This window comes from Roseibium sediminis (genome assembly GCF_008711325.1).
Lineage (GTDB): Bacteria > Pseudomonadota > Alphaproteobacteria > Rhizobiales > Stappiaceae > Roseibium > Roseibium sediminis.
The window spans coordinates 115,738-135,944 of the sequence record NZ_VXDB01000003.1; the positions used below are offsets into that span (position 1 = coordinate 115,738).

The window sequence follows — 20,207 nt, forward strand, 5'->3', positions numbered from 1 at the left end:
CCGGCTTCCTAGGGAAGCCGGTGTTTTCATTTTCCTGCATTGGACGGATCGAAAGCTTCAGTTGTTGCTTGTATCGCCGGACCCTTGGCGAGGCGCGCGCCTCTTGTCAGCCAGTTCGCGCGTATAGGAGGCCAGCGCCTCCAGATTTTGCCAGGCCGCATCTGCGTTGCGTTGCTCCAGGGCATTGGCAATCCCCTCGTGCAGGTCCGCAATCCGGTGGCGATCCCGCAGCCGATAAACAAGCATGTTCATGAGTGGTTGCATGGCTTCTACAGCCCCCGCCATCTGGAATGCCAGCAGCGGGTTTCCGGTTGCCCGACCAACGATACTGTGAAACGTCACATCGGACGCGCAGAAATCTTCGTCACTAAGATCCGGCGAACGTTGGCGGTCAATCTCGGCTCGCAGTTCTGCAAGGTCTTCGGCCTTGCAGCGCCCCGCAGCCAGACCGAGACACGCTGATTCCAGAGTAAACCGGGCCTCAATCGCCTCTTCGAAGGCGATATCATTCATGCCGATCATCAGGCGCAGGGTCGTGACAAGGCTTTCCTGCGCCTCATCGCGCGTAATCCGGTTAACGAATGCCCCGCCGGAAGATCCACGCTCGCTACGAATGAGGTTCTGGGCCGCCAGACGCTTGAGCGCCTCGCGCACTGTCGAGCGACTGACGCCGAACCGGTCGGAAAGTTCAGCCTCGCTTGGCAGGCGTTCCTCCACCACCAGCCGCCCATCAATGATGGCGCTGCGAATGGCATTGGCAATCTGAACCGACAGACCCTCTTTCCGTATGGAGCTGAATTCAATCGCCAAAGGGTCTCTCCTCGCCCATCCTCTGATTTCCGCCAAATTTAGGCGCACAAGCGACACGGGTCAATTTAAAAGTCTAATTGTCTGACAATTAAATGTTTGACATTTATTCCATTGAGGTCCAGCGTGCCCTCTCAGGCGTTACGGGAGGAACGTGTGAATTTCAACTTGCGCAATTTTTCTAACAGGCAAGCAGGGTGGTTGCTGTTTTTCGGCAGCATACTTGCCGCTTGGGCTATGCTCTTTATCCTGCAAGCCGGAAGCACCGACACCGCGCAGGAGGCCGCCGCGCTGTGGCGGGGCACGCCTTTTCAGGCTCTGGTCGAATTGTGTCAGACCAGCGTGGCAGACTCCGGCTTTCCGTCTGTCTTCGCCATGTGGGCGCTGATGTCGCTTGCCATGATGGCTCCAACCTCCCTCCCGGCGCTGAAGACTTATAGCGACCTGCCCGATGCAGCGCGGCTCGGAAGCTCAGGATTTGCGGCTCTCTTTGGCGGATACCTTACAGTCTGGTTTGCATTCTCCGCGCTTGCCGCTGCAGCGCAAATCGCGCTCGCCAAGGCGAACCTCCTCGACGCAGAAGGTCGCAACCTTTTGCCGGTCATGAACGCCTTTCTTCTGGCCCTTGCAGGGGCCTATCAGTTCAGCGCCCTGAAAGAAGCCTGCCTCAACAGCTGCCGCAGCCCTTTGATGTTCTTCATGGCCAACTGGCGCGAAGGCCTTTCCGGTTCAGCGCTGATGGGACTGAAGCTTGGGGCGATCTGTCTTGGCTGCTGCTGGGCGCTGATGCTGCTCGCTTTCGTGGCAGGCACCATGAACCTTGCCTTCATGGGTCTGGCCACACTTCTCATGGTTCTGGAAAAATTGCCGCAAATCGGCAACCGGATCAGCACCCCTCTCGGCATCGCCTTGCTGGCAGCTGCCGCCCTTACGCTTTTCATCGAATACGGACTTCTCACATAAGGAGATCACGCCATGACCGGTTGGGCCATCAAAGGCGAACTCATCTTGAACTGCAATTGTACGGTCTTCTGCCCGTGCGTGGTTTCCCTCGGCAAACATCCCCCCACAGAAGGCTACTGTCAGGCATGGGCCGGGGTTCGGATCGACACGGGGCACTATGAAGGGGAGGACCTCTCCGGTCTCAATGTCGGACTGGTCCTGGAAATTCCCGGCCTGATGGCTCGTGGCAACTGGAAGGCAGCCGCCTATATCGACGAGCGGGCCAGTGAAGCGGCCTACGACGCCCTGCTGAAGATCTTCTCCGGGCAGGCCAAGGGCACAACCGGATTGTTCCGCATTCTGGTCAGCGAATTCCTTGGCGCAGAGCGCGCGCCCGTTTCCTACGAGAACGAAGGCAACAAGCGCCGCCTGATCGTCGGCAAGGCCATCAAGGGCGAGATCGTTCCAGTGACCGGCGCGGATCCCGAAAAAGAAATCGTCGTCACCAACACTGAATACTGGATGGGACCGGACATCACGGTCGCAACCGCCACCCAAGGCCGCGTCCGCGCCTATGGCCGCGTCTGGGACTTTGACGGTCGCAGCGCGGAAATCTGTCAGATCGACTGGTCCGGCCCGGCAGCCGGCGCATAACCCGAGACACCTGTCATGCAGCAAGCAGCCCTGTCCATCTCCCGCCGGACCCGGTCCACGCCCTTCACGCGGCGTGTGACCGAAGCCGGGGTAAAGGCCTATACGGTCTATAACCATATGCTCCTTCCGACCGTGTTCGAGTCGGTGGAAGCGGACTACCACCATCTGAAAAAGCACGTTCAGATCTGGGACGTGGCCTGCGAGCGTCAGGTCGAGCTTGTCGGACCGGATGCGGGCCGTCTCGCCCAGATGCTGACCCCGCGCGATCTGTCTGCGCTCACGGTCGGTCGCTGCTTTTATACGCCGATGGTGGACGAGACAGGGGGCATGCTGAATGACCCGGTGACTCTCAAACTCGCCGATGATCGCTACTGGATTTCCATCGCGGATAGCGATCTCCTGTTCTGGATCAAGGGACTGGCCTATGCGCTTCGTCTCGAGGTCGATGTAGACGAGCCGGATGTATCTCCGCTGGCCATTCAGGGCCCCAAGGCGGAAGACCTGGTCGCCCGTGTCTTTGGCGACCAGACCCGTTCCATCGGCTTCTTCCGCTACGAATATGTTCAGTTTCAGGGCAAGCACATGGTTCTTGCCCGCTCCGGCTATTCCAAGCAGGGCGGGTTCGAGCTCTATGTCGACGGAACAGAGCACGGCGAGCCGCTGTGGGACGCGTTCATGAAGGCGGGTGAAGACCTGAATGTCCGAGCCGGTTGCCCCAACCTGATTGAGCGGGTGGAAAGCGGTCTCTTGTCCTATGGCAACGACATGACGCGCAACAACACGCCCCATGAATGCGGGCTCGGCAAGTTCTGTCAGACACAGAAAGCCATTGGATGCGTGGGCCGCGATGCGCTTTTGCGTGTTGCCGTTGAGGGCCCGGTTCGACAGATCCGTAGCATTGCAATCGATGGTGATCCGGTTCCGCCCTGCCGCGAATTGTGGCCGATCCTCGCAGGTGGCAAGCGGGTGGGCAATGTCAGCTCCGCTGCCTGGTCTCCCGATTTCCGCACCAACGTGGCCCTTGGCATGGTCCGCATGACGCATTGGGACAATGGCACACGAGTGGAAGTCGAAACCCCTGATGGCATCCGTCCGGCCACTGTCTGGGAAAAGCCGTTTTCCGACCGGGAGGACTGACATGCGCGCGAATTTCGAGGCCCTTGAAAAGACCGGGGCCAACCATGTGCCCCTGTCGCCGCTTTCTTTCCTGAAGCGAACGGTCTCGATATTCCCCGACCGGCTTGCCGTCATCTATGGCGACTACCGTGCGTCCTGGTCGCAAACCTACGACCGGATTTGCCGCGTGGCCTCGTCCTTGCAAAAACTCGGCATCAAGCAGGGCGATACGGTGGCTGTGATGGCCGCAAACACACCGGAACTGTTCGAACTCCACTTTGCGGTGCCGATGATCGGTGCCGTGTTGAACACAATCAACACGCGCCTTGAGGCCGATACGGTCGGCTACATCCTTGACCACGGTGATGCGGTTGCCGTGATCACCGATACGGCCTTTCACACCGTCATGGCAGCAGCACTCGGAATGTCTGGCCGCACGCTCGCCATCATCGACATCGAAGATCCAAATGGTCCAGGCGGCGAAAGGCTTGGTTCGCAAACCTATGCAGACCTGATCAGGAACGGTGATTCCGGCTTTGACTGGCGCGGCCCGGAAGACGAGTGGCAGGCGCTGGCCCTCAATTACACATCCGGCACCTCGGGGCGGCCAAAAGGCGTTGTCTACCACCACCGCGGCTCCTATCTGATGTCGCTCGGCACTCCGATTGCCTGGGAGCTGCCCCGCCATCCGGTCTATCTCTATTCAGTGCCAATGTTCCATTGCAACGGCTGGGGTCACGCATGGACGATGACCCTGCTTGCCGGAACCATTGTCTGCCTCAGGGCCGTCACAGCGAAAGACATCTTCTCCGCGATTGAAACCCACGGCGTCACCCATCTTGGTGGTGCACCGATCGTGCTCTCCATGCTGGTGAATGCACCGTCAGAAGACAAGAAACTGCTCTCCCATCCCGTCAAGGTGATGACCGCAGGTGCACCGCCCCCCGCAGCGGTTCTGGAAGCGACCAAGGCGCTTGGATTCGAGGTAATGCAGGTCTACGGCCTCACCGAAACCTATGGTCATGTGACCCAGTGCCTGTGGCGCGAGGAATGGGACGACCTTTCTCCGGCCGAACAGGCAGAGGTGCAAAGCTGGCAGGGGGTTGCCTTCCCGATGACGGAAGAGGCTGATGTCGTGGACCGCGAAACCGGTATTCCCGTTCCCTGGGACGGCGAAACACAGGGCGAAATTGTCCTGCGCGGCAACACCGTCATGAAAGGCTACTACAAGGATGCAAAGGCGACATCCGATGCCTTTGCTGATGGCCGTTTCAAGTCCGGGGATGCTGCCGTGCGCCACCCCAATGGCTATATCCAGATCAAGGATCGACTGAAGGACGTCATCATCTCCGGCGGTGAAAACATTTCCTCGGTCGAGGTCGAAAGCGTACTTTACCGCCATCCGGCTGTCGCTGCTGCTGCCGTTGTTGCCAAACCTGACGAAAAATGGGGCGAAGTACCCTGTGCCTTCGTCGAGTTGAAGCCCAGCGCATCGGCTTCGGCAGAAGAGCTGATCGAGTTCTGCCGCCAAAATATGGCCGGTTTCAAACGCCCGAAGGAAGTGATCTTTGGTGATCTGCCGAAGACCGCAACCGGCAAGATCCAGAAATTTGTCCTGCGCCAGCGCGCGAAAAGCGCCGATGGCCAACCCTGACCTAACTCGAAGGAACCTCCCGATGACCTTTAAAGCGTTGCTCGTCACAAAGGATGAAGAAGGCAAGACAAGCGCCTCTGTCCAGGAGCTGGAAGACAGCCAACTTCCGGACGCCAATGTAAAAGTCGCCGTCGAATATTCGACCGTAAACTACAAGGACGGTCTGTGCGTTGGTCCGGGCGGCGGCCTTGTGCGCAACTATCCGCACGTTCCGGGCATCGATCTTGCCGGGACCGTCGAAGAATCCGATGACGATTGGTACAAGCCCGGCGACAAGGTTGTCCTGACCGGCTGGCGTGTTGGCGAAGCCTGGTGGGGCGGGCACTCCCAAAAGGCGTCCGTCAAAGGCGAGTGGCTCGTTCCCCTTCCAGATGGCCTGACAACTCGTGACGCGATGGCCATCGGCACGGCTGGCTTCACCGCAATGCTGGCCGTGATGGCCCTTGAAGATCATGGCTTGAAGCCCGGAAACGGCCCGGTTCTCGTCACCGGCGCAGCTGGCGGTGTCGGTTCTGTTGCCACCGCCATCCTCGCCAAGCTTGGCTATGAGGTTGTCGGTGTCACGGGCCGTCCGGAGACCACCGACTATATCCGTAGCCTTGGCGCGGACCGGGTGATTTATCGCGACGAGATCAACGAAACGGTCAAGCGGCCTCTGGAAACGGAAACCTGGGCCGGCTGCGTCGATGCGGTTGGCGGCAAGATGCTTGCGCGCATTCTCGGTCAGATGAAATACGGCGCGTCAGTTGCTGCAGTCGGTCTGGCAGGAGGTTCGGACCTGCCGGCCACGGTCATCCCGTTCCTGCTGCGCGGCGTCAATCTTCTGGGCATCGACAGCGTCATGAAACCCTATGATGACCGCGTCCGGGCATGGAACCGCCTTGCAACGGATCTACCGCTCGACAAGTTGCACGCGATGATCCATCCGGCGACACTTTCCGACCTTCCCGAACTCGGCAAGGCGATCCTGAAAGGTCAGGTCAAGGGCCGCGTTGTCGTTGACGTCAACGCATAACTCCATGGCGGCCGCATTCCTTCGCTGTTTGCGGCCATAAATCCCGGATATCCGGTTGCGCTTTGGAGGGAGAACCCTTATAAGCGCTCGGTCCAGAGTCGTCCGGCTCTTTTGGGGCGGTTGCGTGTGCGCTTGTCGCAGACACCAGATGACCCCGAAAAACCAGGGCATGCCGTGTCGGCTCTGAATGCACCAACAAATGAAGTGCCTGCTTGCAGGCACGCCAAAGAAAGGATGCAAAATGCCCAAGCTGAAGACCAAATCCGGCGCCAAGAAGCGCTTCAAGGTGACGGCCACTGGCAAGGTGAAAACCGGACAGGCTGGCAAGCGTCACGGCATGATCAAACGGACGACCAAGTTCATCCGCAACGCTCGTGGTACCACCACGCTCAGCGATCAGGATGCAAAGATCGTCAAGCAGTTCCTGCCCTACGCATAACCAAAGCCCCTAAGGAGAATTCACCATGTCTCGCGTGAAACGGGGCGTTACCGCCCATGCTCGTCACAAAAAAGTTCTGAAGGCCGCCAAGGGCTACTACGGTCGCCGCAAGAACACCATCCGCGTTGCCAAGCAGGCTGTCGAGAAGGCAGGCCAGTACGCTTACCGCGACCGGAAGGCCAAGAAGCGCAATTTCCGTTCGCTCTGGATCCAGCGTATCAACGCTGCCACCCGTCAGCACGGCCTGACCTATGGCCGCTTCATCGACGGCCTGAACAAGGCTGGCATCGAAGTTGACCGCAAGGTTCTGTCTGATCTCGCCATCAACCAGCCGGATGCTTTCCAGGCTCTGGTTGAAAAGGCACAGGGCGCTCTCGCCTGATCCGATCAGCCGTTTGAAAATTTAAATGGGCGCATTCCACAGGGGATGCGCCCTTTTTTCTTGCCAAAAACCCCGCATGTCGCAGAGGAGAGCCACCCGACGCGTCACGAAAGCGCCTACATTTACCGTCGTCCAGTGATGTTTTGGCGATTCCTGCCAATAAGATTCAGCACACGACAAGGATTCACCCAAGGATTCCTAACGGCAGGACTCCGGCCAGTGTTTCGATTCTCGAAGTCATGACCCTTCTTCGATTGGAAGATTCGACATGATTGGCCACCTTTACTTCGAAAGCTAAATTTTTTCCGTCAAGGCAGTTCCAATCTTTGACGCATGAAACAAGCCCGGACCCCCTACCCTCAAGGGAGACTTGTATGCGGCCAGCTTTCGAAAGTCTGCCACCACGCTTGCCTTTTGGTTTTGAGCAACTTGCCGCTCAGTTCGTCATCCCGTTTGTCTGCCTCGCAGTCGTGCTGGCCAGCAGTGCCCCGGCAGCGTCGGCGGAAGCAACGGTTCTGGCGAGCGTCGCAACAGATCCCGATCCCGTCTCCGCCTTCCTGTTCACAGATCAGCTCTGGATTGTCGCCCTCGTCGAAAAATGCGTCGTCCTTCTGGCCCTCGCCGCTCTTCTGGCTGCGGCCATCCAGCACCTGCGCCTGCACAAGTCGGAAAAACCGGGGCCATCCGCCAGATCGGAAGCTCCGGAGAAAGCCCCCGTCAACACATTGCCGTCGCCCTTGCGGGACAAGCTCACCGGACTGCCAAACCAGAAGCATCTTCTCAAGAAGCTTGAGGAAAAGGCCTGCCTGACGCCCAATAGCGAAATTGCCCTTTTGCATATCGACCTTGGCAACCTTCAGGCAGTCAGTGATGATGCCGGACAGCGCACCGCCAACCGCCTTCTCCTGCAGATCAGCAAAACAATTTCCGGTCACTGCCGCCAACGGGACTTCATTGCAAGGGTTGGCCCGGATGCAATTGTGGTATGGCCCGGCAAACTCCTGACCAGCTTCGAGTTGCAGGGACTGGCGAGACGCATCGCGTCTGCAATCAATCGTCCGCTGTATGTCGAACGCCGGGAGTTTCGGATATCGGCAAAGATCGGCATTGCCCGACAACCGGCCTGGAATGCCTGGAAAGCCCTTGTGGGCGCCAATCTGGCCAGTCATCAGGCGCGTCAAAGTGGCGATACGTTCAAGCTCGCCTATGCCCCTCCAGGCCAGTCGGTACATGCGCCGCTCAAACCAAACCAGCAAGATCTGGTCGAGGCGCTCGAGAATGGAGAAATTCGTCCCTACTACCAGCCCCGCCACGATGCCCTAACGCGCAAGATGACCGGTATAGAGGTGCTCGCACGGTGGGAACATCCCAAGCTTGGCCTACTGGAACCGGGACAGTTTTTGACGCTTGCCCGCGGCTTGCAGCTAATGGAACGGCTCGAGAGAACGATTTTCGAACAGGCCACGCGGGATTGTCGGCGATGGCTGGACCATCAACACACCGTCCCCGAGCTCTCCTTCAATCTGGGAAATCTTCAGTCAGAGAACCCGAAATGGCTCGAAGATGTCGGTCGGCTGCCCTCCCGGTTTGCGATCGAACTCTCTGACGAAGTCCTTTTCGAACGCGGTATCAGCGAAACCCTTGCAGCAATCAAGAAGCTGCGGGAGCTTGGCGCAAACATTGTTCTGGATGGCTTCGGGGGTGCCCCCTGTTCGGTTTCCAACCTTTTGAACATCAAGCCGGACCGGGTGAAGCTCGATCCGAAGCTCGTGCGGCAGATCGTCCATTCTGCTCAAAGCCGCCAGCGGGTCGCCTCTTTGATCGAGATAGGCAACTCCTTCTGCCCCAATGTCGGAGCCGTTGGGGTCGAAACCCGCGAACACGCCGAAATTCTTTCGCAGGCCGGATGCCGGGATGTGCAGGGGTTCTTCATTGCAAGGCCCATGTGCGCCGATGACCTTGAAGCAACCTTCTGCCACCAACCGACGGCAGCTGTGATCAAGGTGAATTCCCCGCACGCCTGACGGCCCTCGAGCCCTCCAGCTCTCCCGGCAGATCTGCCACACCCTGCATCATCGACAATTGATGCAGGGTGTTTTGCGTTTCCCGCCGTCCATTTCTCCCCGAATTCCCCGAAAACTGTTCACAAATCGGTCATCGCGTTAACTATTTTTCCAATTTCTTCAAAAGAACCAATGCAAAAAAGTTAACAAGACATTAAGTTAGAGGGATAGAAGGAAACTTCCGGGACAGGTGCGCGGCAGACGGATCAACCCGGAAACAGGCGAAGGTGCAGTTCTTGCGCGTTGATCCGGTTTCCGCCCTTGGGCGGTCGACAGTCAGACGGAAACGCCGTTCAGTTGCAGAAACTGAGACGGAACGCTTTGCGCCAAGACAGCCGGAGCACTTGCCGGTTGCCACGCAGGCTCCCGAGCCGATTGAACGCGTTGACCTGAACGCCAGATACCGCCCCAACTCTGTTTTCCTTGCCCACCTGATCGCGACACGCGACCAGTTTCCGCAAACACGCTACCGCCGTCAGCGGGAGCCGGAACATGGGGCAGACGTTTACCGGGCGACAGCCGCCCGGCCGCGCCAGCGCGAAGTTGGCCACGTGGTCTCTACCGAACTCTGATCTTAAGAGTATTTCCAGGCGAAGTGGATACCGGTTCGCCGTCAGGAAATGCGCCAAATCAAATATTTAGAGCACGTCGAGTGATTCAGTGAATGCGAGACGTGCTCTAGCCATCCACACAGGACCGCTGCACTACCGGTGTTGCAAAATTGTGCGCGTCGCACTGGCAGCCCGCACTTCACGCCTCAATGCGCACAAAGCCGGTCAGTCCGGTTTTCTGATGCTCGATCACATGGCAATGAACCGCCCAGTCTCCCGGATTGTCGGCAACCAGCGCCACTTCCATCGTCTCTTCCGAAAGCAGAAGCGCTGTATCAGTGAAGAGCGGCGCCACACTCCGCTTGTTGGACGAAAGCAGCTGAAACGTGACCCCGTGAAGATGGATCGGATGATCATTCGGCGTTTCGTTGCGCAGGCGAAGCACATAGGTCTTGCCCTGCTTCATGATGGCGAGTGGCTCGAGAGGACCCGGAACATCGCCCTGCCAGGCAATGCGGTTGATGGACCAGAATGTATATCCAAGCGATCCGCAAATGCTGGCCTGTGGCGCGTTTCCTTCCGGTGACCAACCAAACACAAAATCCAGAACCTCCGCATTTTGAAGATCAGGCTGTGCAACGGGATTGGCGGCGAGCGGCTTCAGATCTTTGATCCGGCGTCCCAGACTGTGCCCACTCGAACGCAGGCGCGCAAGAACGCGGTCGCCGTTGGGACGCCGGAGAACCACTTGCACTTGACGCCCCTCGTCTTCCGGCATCAGGACAGCATAATCCACCCGCTGCCCCGGTGACAGGATGACGTCACCAGGGGGCATCAATTCCGGTACCGGATTGGAATCGATGGCGATGAGACGCCCATCAGCCCCCTCCAGCCCGAAACTGCCAACCCTTGTCACATCGCTCACCACGAGACGCAGACGCACCAGCCCGCCCGATGGCAGGTCATGGACGGGATTTTCCTGCCAGTTGACCGTTGAAACCGTTCCGATGGTTCCCCCGCGTGCCGCGTTTCGAGGCTTGAAGAACTCGATGAACTGCCCGTCGCCTCCCAACCGGAAGTCCCGAATATTGAGCGGCAGATCGGCATCAAAGCCCGGATCGGTTTCCTCCTCGACGATCAAGGCGCCGGTGAGACCGCGGGAAATCTGTTCCAGTGTATTGCAGTGGGGGTGATACCAGAAGGTTCCCGCGTCTGGAGGCGTGAACCGGTAACGGAATGTCTCTCCCGGCTCGATCGGATTTTGCGTCAGATACGGCACCCCATCCATCGCATTGGCGATGCGCAACCCGTGCCAGTGAACGACCGTGGCTTCATCCAGCATGTTCACGACATCGATGGTCGCCTCGCGGCCTTGCTTCAAACGAAGCACCGGAGGCGGGCCGTCCGGAGAAAAACTCATCATGCCGACCGTCGGCTTGCCGGGCATAATTTCGTGGTCAAGTCGGGAGACGGTCAGAACGTGATCGGCGGAATTGGCGCGGGCCGCAGCCCCAAAGCCACCGGCAAAGGCTGCAGCTGTTCCAAGGCCGCCAAGCAGAACCTCGCGGCGAGACAAGTCAATCATTGCATATCCCTATGCTGGATGCGCGCCCATGTGGACCCAACACCCATTTACCGCACCATGCAATACGCAGTTTTCCGAAAGGCGCCTCCTTGCCGCAGGCGCCTTTGGAAGGTTCCTCAATACCCGGCGGCGTGTCCATCCTTGCGCGGATCGGACCCGGCGGTCAGCACACCGTTTTTACGGTCGATCATGATGGCCTGACTGCCACCAATTGCAGCGGCGACCGGACGGACGACATGCCCACGGGCCTCCAGCCCCTTAACCGTTTTTGTGGGGACCGTGCTTTCGGCTTCTAGCGCATGATCGCTCATGTTGAAGAACATCCGCGGGAAGTCGATCGCCTCCTGAACATTGAGACCGTAGTCGATGATGTTGGTGAGCAGATGCGCATGCCCACACGCCTGATAATGCCCGCCCATCACGCCGAAAGACAACCAGGGCTGCCCACCCTTCAGCCCCATGGCGGGAATGATCGTGTGCATCGGGCGCTTGCCGCCTGCAATGGAACTTGCAAGTCCCGGTTTTGCGCTGAAAACCGCACCGCGATTATGCAGAAGGACACCGGATTTCGGGGCCACTATGCCACTTCCAAACTCGTTGAAGATCGAGTTGATGAAGGATACGGCAAGCCCGTCCTTGTCGACGACAGACAGATAGACCGTATCCGTTTGCGGCGGCAGACTGTCTCCCGGTATAGACGCCATTCGGCTGTCGCGGGAGATCAACCCGGCAAGATGCCCGATATACTCCTCGTCGATCAGCTTGGTATGGCAGATATCCATGAAGCCGGGATCTGTGACGAAACGGTCTCGCACTGCATAGGCAATGCGCGCAGCTTCCATTTCCAGATGGAAACGTTCAGCCCCGGCCGGATCCAGTTTCTCGATCTCAAACCGCTCCAGAATGCCGAGAATCACGAGCGCAATGATACCCTGGCCGTTGGGCGGAAGCTCGGCAATCGTGTGTCCCTTGTAGTCCCGCATGACGGGAGCAACCGTGGTGGTATGGCAGGCGGCCAGATCTTCCATGGTCATGAAGCCGCCAAGATCACGCAACGTGTCCACGATATCCTGAGCAACGGGACCGGAGTAGAAAGCATCGGCGCCGTTGGAGGCAATGGCAGTTAGGGTGTCGGCCAATTGCGGATACTTGAGAACACTGCCGACAGCAGGTGCCTTGCCATCCCGAAGATAAGCCGCCTTGGCAGCGGCATTGCGGGACAGCTTGTCCACGTTCCGCTGCCAGTCAAACTCGACACGCGATGCAACGGGAAACCCGTCGCGCGCATAGGAGATCGCCCGCTTGAACAGATCCTTGAAGGAGCGGGTCCCGTGCGCCTTGAGCAGCGTTTCCCAGGCACGAATCGCGCCCGGTACCGTCACCGAATGGGCAGAGAGGGGATCCAGCTCGGTCACTCCGGCATTTTGCAGCGCCTCTGGGGACACCGCCTTCGGAGCTGCGCCCGACCCGTTGAACCCTGCCATTCGGCCATCCGGTTCCATGACGATTGCAAAGCAGTCGCCCCCAATTCCGGTCATATGCGGTTCGACCACGGCCTGAACTGCAGCCGCTGCAATCGCGGCGTCAACGGCATTGCCGCCACCTTGCAGCACTTCCAGCGCTGCACTGGTGGCAAGCGGATGCGAAGTGGCCACGGCCGCATGCCGCGCATGGACCGGAGATCGGCCCGGTGTCTGAAAATTCCGTTTCAAGAAAGAGCCCTCACCTGTTCCCATACTGCTCGCCACCCGGTCTATTTTTTCCCGGAGGTAGAAGAATTTGGGACTTCTTGTCCTGTGGTTGTTTTCTGGCAGTTCTGATAGCCATAACGTGATTTGAAACCTGACCCTAGCGGAGAATGCGGTCGATGCGCAAACTTACTCTTTCAACAGCCCAGAACATCATTTCTGCCGCCCTGAAAAAGGCTGAAGAACTACAGCTCAAACCTTTGACAATTGCAGTTCTGGATGATGGTGGCCATCTGGTTGCGCTTGTTCGCCAGGACGGCTCCTCCATTCTGCGCCCGCAAATCGCGACTGGAAAGGCCATGGGCGCTCTGGCTGTGGGAACAGGAACCCGTTGGCTTCAGGCAAACGCTGAAACCCGCCCCCATTTCGTCCAGGCGCTTAATGGAGCCTCTGGTGGCGCTATCATTCCTGTTCCCGGAGGCGTGCTGGTAAAGTCGACGGACGGGGATGTTCTGGGCGCAGTGGGCATTACGGGCGACACGTCCGACAATGACGAAGCGGCGGCGGTTGCAGGTATCGAGGCTGTTGACCTCGTTGCCGATTGCGGCTGAGCTCCCAAAGCATCAGGTCGCGATGCGATAAAGGTTGAGCAGCTGGTCACCGGACGATGTCTGTCCGATCAGCTGCCACACAAGGCGCACAAACAAGCCGTCATCGCGGGCGTTGGCTGCATGAAGGGCATCAAACCCCAAGTCCCTGGCTTTCTGGCGTGCTCCTTCAACAAGCAGCCCGCCGACACCCCGTCGACGACATGGAGGAGCCACCAGAAGGGCTGTCAGCCAGGCACCGGGAAACAGATCGCTGCCCGGCGAAACAGCCCTGAGACTGACCGTTCCGATCAGATCTCCATTCGGGGTTTCCATAAACAGGCATCGCGGCAAGGCGAAAGTGGTGTCGAGACAGGCCGACAAATCGCGAGCGGCCGATCCGCGGCCCATTGGTCCATACCAGTGCGGCCACTGCTCCTGATAGAGGCCGACAAGATCAGCCAATCGGTGAGGATTATCTTCTAGACAGGAAATTGCCGGAACGCCCGTGCGTCTTCCGTCACCGTCCAACACACCAGGTTCTGCCATCACAACAGGCCCAGGTCAGGACTTGTTGCCAAGCGCCTCGATCTTTGCCTGCATTTCGCTGAGCTGGCGCTTCATCTCGTCAAGGTCGGATGACGAAGACTTGCCATCTGTATCCGACGACGAGGATGTGCCAAGGCCGCTTTCGCCGGTCGGGAACGGCATGAACATCTTCATGGCCCGCTCAAACATTTCCGTATTACGCTTGACCTGATCCTCAATCGCCTCGAAAGCCGTTGCACCAAAGGCTTCGCTCATCTGGGACCGCAGCTTTTCCTGCTCCTTGGTCAGCGAGGTCATCGAGTATTCCAGGAAGCTGGGCACCACGCCTTGCATGCTGTCGCCATAGAAGCGGATCAGCTGTCGCAGGAATGTGACCGGCAGCAGGTTCTGGCCCTTGCCCTCCTGCTCGAAAATGATTTGCGTCAGAACCGACCGGGTAATCTCCTCGCCGCTTTTCGCGTCAAAGACAACGAAGTCTTCCTCACCCTTCACCATCACCGCCAAGTCTTCCAGCGTCACATAGGTGCTGGTGCCCGTGTTGTAGAGTCGGCGGTTCGCATATTTCTTGATGATTGTTGGCTCGTTGGTCTTTGCCATTCTGGTTTCCGCATCAATGAGGCCTTTGCGGCCATTCGCCAATGGCGACCCAGAACCATGCTGCGCCGCCCCCTCCATCTTTCAGACTAAGCCAATAGCATGAGACGTGACCAGTCTTTTTATGCATTAAGACCAAAGGGGAATGCTGCAAGTGCGAAAAGTGCCAAATTCACGTCGCTATAGCGGTTGACACTCCGGCTGGGTCAGTTTCTAGTCGCTGGCAGGGACCGGCCTTGGACATAAGCTTCCATCTGCATTTTTAGCAAGCGGCCGGTCATGAGGAAAAACGCCGGAGATATTGTATGAGCGCTTCCAACGATGTTGTAATTGTCAGTGCCACCCGCACGCCGGTTGGCTCCTTCAACGGGTCTTTTGCCAATGTTCCGGCTCACGAGCTTGGCGCTCACGTCATCAAGGCCGCTCTTGCACAGGCAAATGTTGATCCGGCCGACGTGAACGAAGTGGTCTTCGGTCAGGTTCTCACCGCAGGTCAGGGCCAGAACCCGGCCCGTCAGGCAGCCATCGCTGCCGGCATCCCCAGCGCCGCTTCAGCTTGGACGCTCAACCAAGTTTGCGGCTCCGGTCTTCGCACCGTTGCCATTGCAGCGCAACAGATCCAGACCGGCGATGCAACCATCATGATCGCAGGCGGTCAGGAAAACATGTCCCTGTCGCCGCACTGCGCCCCGATGCGCGCTGGTTACAAGATGGGCGACTACCAGATGATCGACACCATGATCAAGGATGGTCTCTGGGATGCGTTCAACGGCTATCACATGGGCCAGACCGCCGAGAATGTTGCCGAGAAGTGGCAGATCACCCGCGAACAGCAGGACGAGTTTGCGGTTGCTTCCCAGAACAAGGCGGAAGCTGCCCAGAAGGCCGGCAAGTTCAAGGACGAGATCACGCCGTTTACGATCAAGACCCGCAAGGGTGACATCGTTGTGGCGGACGACGAGTACATTCGCCATGGCGCGACCATCGACAGCGTCGCAAAGCTGCGCCCGGCTTTCACGAAAGACGGTTCTGTGACCGCTGCAAACGCATCCGGCATCAATGACGGCGCAGCCGCCCTCGTCGTGATGAGCGCTGCGGAAGCCGAAAAGCGTGGACTGAAGCCGCTTGCGCGCATCGCCTCCTGGGCAACGGCTGGCGTTGACCCGGCAATCATGGGCTCCGGCCCGATCCCGGCCTCCCAGAAGGCTCTGGAAAAGGCTGGCTGGAAGGCGGAAGAGCTGGACCTGGTTGAAGCCAACGAAGCCTTTGCTGCTCAGGCCTGTGCCGTCAACAAGGACATGGGTTGGGACCTCGACAAGGTGAACGTCAATGGCGGTGCCATTGCCATCGGTCACCCGATCGGAGCCTCCGGCGCCCGCATCCTCTGCACCTTGCTGCATGAAATGCAGCGCCGTGACGCCAAGAAGGGCCTGGCCACCCTGTGCATCGGCGGCGGCATGGGCGTTGCCATGTGCCTGGAGCGCTAAGATCGGTACGAGCGTCCTTCGCCTAAAGGAGAAGGCGGACGCTCACTCCGTTTGATCTTGGTCATGGCGAGCACTTGTCAGCTTCGCCATGACTTTCAGGACATTCTTATTGGTACTTTAAACAGCAAGTCTGCCGCAGAATTGTATAACGTGGAGGGAATACATGAGTAAGGTCGCATTGGTCACTGGTGGCACCCGCGGGATTGGGGAAGCTATCTCCCGGGGTCTGAAGAACGCCGGATACACCGTGGCAGCCACCTACGCCGGAAATACGGAAAAGGCGGAAGCCTTCAAGGCAGAAACCGGCATCCACGTTTACAAATGGGACGTTGCAAACCCGGAAGCTTGTGCCGCAGGCATCGCTCAGGTCGAAGCTGACCTTGGCCCGGTTGAAGTTCTCGTAAACAACGCAGGCATCACCCGCGACGGCATGTTCCACAAGATGACTTTCGAGCAGTGGCGCGAAGTCATGGCCACCAACCTCGATTCCATGTTCACCATGACCCACCCGGTCATCAATGGCATGCGCGCCCGCAGCTCGGGCCGGATCATCAACATTTCCTCCATCAACGGCCAGAAGGGCCAGATGGGCCAAGCCAACTACTCCGCAGCCAAGGCGGGCGTGATCGGCTTCACAAAGGCACTGGCACAGGAGAACGCCTTCAAGGGCATCACCGTCAACTGCGTGTGCCCGGGCTACATCAACACCGACATGGTTGCCGCGATGCCGGAAAAGGTTCTGCAGTCCATCGTCTCCGGCATTCCGGTCGGTCGCCTTGGCCATCCGGAAGAAATCGCCCAGACGGTTGTCTACCTGGCGTCCGATGCAGCTGCCTTCATGACCGGCGCGGTCATGACCATCAACGGCGGCCAGTACACCGCCAACGGCTAAACCGTCCGGCTTTTTTGGACAAAGAAAAGGCGCTCCAAACGGGGCGCCTTTTTGGTTTCGCGCCTTTGTCAGACCTGCCGGACTTGACCCCATGGGTTCAAACCTCCTATCTCCTGAGAACACACAGTCTCTGGAGACCTCATGGAACTTGAACACGCCCCGAACGACCCGACCCGCAAGGAGATGGCGCCGCTGTTGAAACTGGCGCTGGAGCTGGGGCCGCTGGGTGTGTTTTTCCTCTTCAACTCCCGAGGTCAGCAGATCGCGGAGAGCTTTCCGATCCTGCAGAAGGTCGGTGAGCCGATCTTTCTGGCGACAGCTGCCTTCATGGTCGCAATCACCATCTCGCTCACTGTTTCGCTGTGGCTCACCAGACGGTTGCCGATCATGCCGCTGGTCTCAGGTGTCGTGGTTCTGGTCTTTGGCGCGCTGACGCTCTGGCTGCATGACGAGCTGTTCATCAAGCTGAAACCCACCATCGTGAACTGCCTGTTCGGCGCAATCCTGCTCGGCGGCTTGTTCTTTGGCAAATCCCTGCTGGGCTATGTCTTCGACAGCGCCTTCAAACTGACGGACGAAGGCTGGCGCAAGCTCACCTTCAGATGGGGCATCTTCTTTTTCGTGCTGGCCGCCATCAACGAAATCGTCTGGCGCAATTTCCCGACTGATTTCTGGGTGAATTTCAAGGTCTTCGGCGTGATGCCCATCACCTTGATCTTCACCATGAGCCAGCTGCCCCTGATCCAGAAACACGCGATCATGGACGAGACCGAGAAGGAAGGCTGAGGGTATTTAGCCTTTCTCCTTCTCCGTCACTCCGGGCAAGCTGAATTGCGCAGTGCTCGCCTGGAATACCTGCGGCACGGAAGAGAACACAGCCTACTCTTACCGCAGCTCTGGCTGGCCAAAGGAAACATCCCGGCGTGCACCGGTGATGGAAATGGAAAAGCCTGCAATCACGTCGATGAGGGCAATCATCGTCAGGATGAAGAACACTGACGTGGCCGCCTGCGGGATGGTCAGGAATTCCACCAGATAAGCGACAAACACGAAGACGGAGAACATGTGGTCCAAAAGGGCCGTCGTTCCGATCCGTGTTGCCTTCATGATCTCAATGAAGAGAAAGAACAGGCCGACGGCGATCAGGAGATCGCTGGCCAGCAGTTCAAACGTCGCGCCGGATACCATTGCCCATGTAAAGACCGGCTGGCCCCAGAAATCGGGAACCGTTGCAGCAGTGGTGAACGCAAAGCCGTTGTAGATGAGCAGCGTGAAGAGGGTGAAGGGGATTGCAGTGAAGATGCGCATCGACGGCTCCGGGCAAATCAGTGTCAAATCTGACGCGAGGTGACACGAAGCAAGAGGCCAAAGCAAGGCAGGAAGCTGTTATACCAACCTTAAAAGAGAAAACCCATCTGACCGTGTTTGGTATTACGCGCAAAGAAAAAGGCCGACCCAAAGGCCGGCCCTGATCTCATTTCGCCAGTCGGCGATCCTCAGCTCAGACGTCGTCTTTCGGCTGCAGGATCTGACGGCCCCGGTACATGCCGGTCTTCAGGTCAACGTGATGCGGACGGCGCAGTTCGCCCGAATCCTTGTCCTCGACGTAAGTCGGCTGCTTCAGGGCGTCCGCAGAACGGCGAAAACCGCGCTTGGAGCGCGAGGTTTTTCTCTTTGGAACGGCCATTTTATTCTTCTCCGTGGTCCATAGTCGCGCGGCCCGGACCGGGTTAGCCCGGGGCGTGGCATCACGCAGCGTGTTGGAATGCGCGGGGTTATACAGGCAAAGTCCAGCCTTTTCCACCCCATCAACAAAACTTTTTGCAGCCCTTTCGCGGATTTACCCCGACCGGTAGCGCAAGACTTGACCGTAGACCACAAAACTTCAGAGTTTTCAACTCTTTCCGGCCGAAACCAAGGCAGCATCGCCAAGTCCGCGCACCCCATCAACTGAAAGCGCGCTGACAAGTTGGTCCGGATCGAGCGCCTGTACAACGCAATTTCCGTCGAGGGCCATGGCAGCTGCAGTGCCGATCGCCTGCCCCATTGCCATGCATTGCGGCATGCCACGCACGGACGCGAAGGCGACCGGGTCAGCGCTGACAATGCGTCCGGCGAACATCAGGTTCGGAATGTCCTTCGGCACCAGCGCCCTGAAGGGGATCGTGTAATAGGCCCCCGGTTCCACGATGGCGTCATGGATCATGGTGCTGTCCGCCCGCATGACATCGTCAATCGGATTGTCGCAGCACACGATCCCGTCGGGAAACCTGGTTGCCTTGCGCAGATCCTCGCCGGTGATCCGGTATTGCCCTTCAAGCTTGCGAGTCTCCCGCACGCCCACCGTGGGCCCGAGATAAGCCATGCGGGCATTTTCAAAGCCGGGAACATCCGAACGCAGGAACTCCGCCAGCTGCAAACAACGCCGCCGCCCTTCCTGTGTTCCGCGAGAAATATCCGCCGGGTCTGTTCCATCAACATTGCGAATGACGACCGAATTGCAGAACACCGTGTCCTTGTAAAATCCGCGCATCAGGTAAATCTTCACCAAATCCGGATGCAGGCGACCATCCGCGATGCCCTTGGCCGCATAGCGTTGGAAATAGGGGTCTTCCTCGGCAAATACCTTGTCCCAGTCCGCATCCAGCATGTGGAAGGTCAGCGACACCCCCATCATGTTGCCGCGGTCATCCCCCAGCCTGTAGGGCACGCCGGCCTTAGCCGAAATGTCACCATCCCCCGAGCAGTCGAGCACGATCTTCGCGCGCACCTGAAACGGGCCGCGTCGGTCAAAACAATCCACCGCCGCAATTCGCCTGCCATCCATGACCGGGGATATCGCCGCTGCGTTCAGCCGAACGTCCACACCTGCTTCTTCCAGCATCTGGAACATCGTCAGGGTCGCAAGCTCGTGGTCATACTGGATTTCCGGCCCGAAATTCTCCAGCGTGCAGGGCCGGGTTTCGGCGGCCGGTGGCGACATGGAAGAAAGCCGCTCTGTCAGCTCCTCCATGATCCCACCAATACTCACGCCAGCTGGAAAGGCCGCACCCCAGGGCATACCGGGGCAAAAAGCCATTGCTCCGCCAATCTTCGCGCTCGCCTCAAGAAGCAGTACGCTCCGCCCCTTGCGCCCGGCAGCAACCGCAGCGCCAAACCCAGCCGTTCCTCCGCCGACAACAAGGACGTCCACATCGATCAT

Annotated in this window: 21 protein-coding genes; 13 read left to right on the forward strand and 8 right to left on the reverse strand. The window is 58.6% G+C overall.

The genetic code is table 11. From position 1 onward, the window contains the following. Positions 1 to 57: 57 nt before the first annotated feature. Positions 58 to 810: a FadR/GntR family transcriptional regulator gene (locus F0155_RS03970; protein ID WP_150523179.1), complete on the reverse strand. Its 753-nt coding sequence runs from the start codon at positions 808 to 810 to the stop codon at positions 58 to 60. A gap of 234 nt (positions 811 to 1,044) precedes the next feature. On the opposite strand from F0155_RS03970, the gene F0155_RS03975 reads away from it, so the two are divergent. The 9 genes from F0155_RS03975 to F0155_RS04015 all read left to right on the forward strand — a co-directional run bounded on the left by F0155_RS03975 (position 1,045) and on the right by F0155_RS04015 (position 9,644). Next, positions 1,045 to 1,770 (forward strand): DUF2182 domain-containing protein, encoded by a 726-nt coding sequence (locus F0155_RS03975; protein ID WP_150523180.1) that lies wholly within the window; start codon positions 1,045 to 1,047, stop codon positions 1,768 to 1,770. Between the two features lie 12 nt (positions 1,771 to 1,782). After that, positions 1,783 to 2,403 (forward strand): DUF1326 domain-containing protein, encoded by a 621-nt coding sequence (locus F0155_RS03980; protein ID WP_150523181.1) that lies wholly within the window; start codon positions 1,783 to 1,785, stop codon positions 2,401 to 2,403. A 15-nt stretch (positions 2,404 to 2,418) separates the two neighbouring features. Then, entirely contained in the window at positions 2,419 to 3,540 is a 1,122-nt protein-coding gene (locus F0155_RS03985; RefSeq protein ID WP_150523182.1) for a dimethylsulfoniopropionate demethylase, read from the forward strand. A 1-nt stretch (position 3,541) separates the two neighbouring features. Next, complete coding sequence (locus F0155_RS03990; protein ID WP_150523183.1) at positions 3,542 to 5,173, forward strand: acyl-CoA synthetase; 1,632 nt, start codon at positions 3,542 to 3,544, stop codon at positions 5,171 to 5,173. A 22-nt stretch (positions 5,174 to 5,195) separates the two neighbouring features. Then, positions 5,196 to 6,188 (forward strand): MDR family oxidoreductase, encoded by a 993-nt coding sequence (locus tag F0155_RS03995; protein WP_150523184.1) that lies wholly within the window; start codon positions 5,196 to 5,198, stop codon positions 6,186 to 6,188. A 241-nt stretch (positions 6,189 to 6,429) separates the two neighbouring features. After that, positions 6,430 to 6,627, forward strand: coding sequence for a 50S ribosomal protein L35 (gene rpmI, locus F0155_RS04000; RefSeq protein WP_150523185.1), 198 nt, complete (start codon positions 6,430 to 6,432; stop codon positions 6,625 to 6,627). A 25-nt stretch (positions 6,628 to 6,652) separates the two neighbouring features. Beyond that, complete coding sequence (gene rplT, locus F0155_RS04005) at positions 6,653 to 7,009, forward strand: 50S ribosomal protein L20 (RefSeq protein WP_150523186.1); 357 nt, start codon at positions 6,653 to 6,655, stop codon at positions 7,007 to 7,009. Positions 7,010 to 7,383: 374 nt separating this feature from the next. Then, positions 7,384 to 9,033 carry a bifunctional diguanylate cyclase/phosphodiesterase gene (locus tag F0155_RS04010; protein ID WP_150523187.1) on the forward strand — a complete coding sequence of 550 codons (1,650 nt, stop codon included), beginning with the start codon at positions 7,384 to 7,386 and terminating at the stop codon, positions 9,031 to 9,033. Positions 9,034 to 9,299: 266 nt separating this feature from the next. Then, complete coding sequence (locus F0155_RS04015) at positions 9,300 to 9,644, forward strand: hypothetical protein (RefSeq protein WP_208999119.1); 345 nt, start codon at positions 9,300 to 9,302, stop codon at positions 9,642 to 9,644. A 178-nt stretch (positions 9,645 to 9,822) separates the two neighbouring features. Here F0155_RS04015 and F0155_RS04020 read toward each other — a convergent pair whose 3' ends face one another. Further along, positions 9,823 to 11,208, reverse strand: coding sequence for a multicopper oxidase family protein (locus F0155_RS04020; protein WP_150523188.1), 1,386 nt, complete (start codon positions 11,206 to 11,208; stop codon positions 9,823 to 9,825). Positions 11,209 to 11,324: 116 nt separating this feature from the next. Next, positions 11,325 to 12,920 carry a gamma-glutamyltransferase gene (gene ggt, locus F0155_RS04025; RefSeq protein WP_150523189.1) on the reverse strand — a complete coding sequence of 532 codons (1,596 nt, stop codon included), beginning with the start codon at positions 12,918 to 12,920 and terminating at the stop codon, positions 11,325 to 11,327. Between the two features lie 155 nt (positions 12,921 to 13,075). Here ggt and F0155_RS04030 point away from each other — a divergent pair, with 155 nt between their 5' ends. Continuing rightward, the gene (locus tag F0155_RS04030; protein ID WP_150523190.1) at positions 13,076 to 13,507 is read left to right on the forward strand and encodes a GlcG/HbpS family heme-binding protein; all 432 of its coding nucleotides are present in this window, start codon (positions 13,076 to 13,078) and stop codon (positions 13,505 to 13,507) included. 12 nt (positions 13,508 to 13,519) lie between these two features. On the opposite strand, the gene F0155_RS04035 is transcribed toward F0155_RS04030, so the two are convergent. Both F0155_RS04035 and phaR read right to left on the reverse strand, forming a co-directional pair. Continuing rightward, positions 13,520 to 14,032: a GNAT family N-acetyltransferase gene (locus F0155_RS04035; protein WP_150523191.1), complete on the reverse strand. Its 513-nt coding sequence runs from the start codon at positions 14,030 to 14,032 to the stop codon at positions 13,520 to 13,522. Between the two features lie 15 nt (positions 14,033 to 14,047). After that, entirely contained in the window at positions 14,048 to 14,629 is a 582-nt protein-coding gene (gene phaR / locus F0155_RS04040; RefSeq protein ID WP_150523192.1) for a polyhydroxyalkanoate synthesis repressor PhaR, read from the reverse strand. Between the two features lie 302 nt (positions 14,630 to 14,931). Here phaR and F0155_RS04045 point away from each other — a divergent pair, with 302 nt between their 5' ends. The 3 genes from F0155_RS04045 to F0155_RS04055 all read left to right on the forward strand — a co-directional run bounded on the left by F0155_RS04045 (position 14,932) and on the right by F0155_RS04055 (position 17,791). Further along, positions 14,932 to 16,113, forward strand: a complete 1,182-nt coding sequence (locus F0155_RS04045) for an acetyl-CoA C-acetyltransferase (RefSeq protein ID WP_150523193.1) — start codon at positions 14,932 to 14,934, stop codon at positions 16,111 to 16,113. Positions 16,114 to 16,276: 163 nt separating this feature from the next. Further along, on the forward strand, positions 16,277 to 17,005 hold the full coding sequence (gene phbB / locus F0155_RS04050) for an acetoacetyl-CoA reductase (RefSeq protein ID WP_150523194.1): 729 nt from the start codon (positions 16,277 to 16,279) through the stop codon (positions 17,003 to 17,005). Between the two features lie 141 nt (positions 17,006 to 17,146). After that, complete coding sequence (locus tag F0155_RS04055) at positions 17,147 to 17,791, forward strand: septation protein A (RefSeq protein WP_150523195.1); 645 nt, start codon at positions 17,147 to 17,149, stop codon at positions 17,789 to 17,791. Positions 17,792 to 17,890: 99 nt separating this feature from the next. Here F0155_RS04055 and F0155_RS04060 read toward each other — a convergent pair whose 3' ends face one another. The 3 genes from F0155_RS04060 to F0155_RS04070 all read right to left on the reverse strand — a co-directional run bounded on the left by F0155_RS04060 (position 17,891) and on the right by F0155_RS04070 (position 20,207). Then, complete coding sequence (locus tag F0155_RS04060; RefSeq protein ID WP_150523196.1) at positions 17,891 to 18,313, reverse strand: hypothetical protein; 423 nt, start codon at positions 18,311 to 18,313, stop codon at positions 17,891 to 17,893. A 193-nt stretch (positions 18,314 to 18,506) separates the two neighbouring features. Next, positions 18,507 to 18,692, reverse strand: coding sequence for a 50S ribosomal protein L32 (gene rpmF, locus F0155_RS04065; RefSeq protein WP_150523197.1), 186 nt, complete (start codon positions 18,690 to 18,692; stop codon positions 18,507 to 18,509). 207 nt (positions 18,693 to 18,899) lie between these two features. After that, positions 18,900 to 20,207, reverse strand: coding sequence for an FAD-dependent oxidoreductase (locus F0155_RS04070; protein WP_150523198.1), 1,308 nt, complete (start codon positions 20,205 to 20,207; stop codon positions 18,900 to 18,902).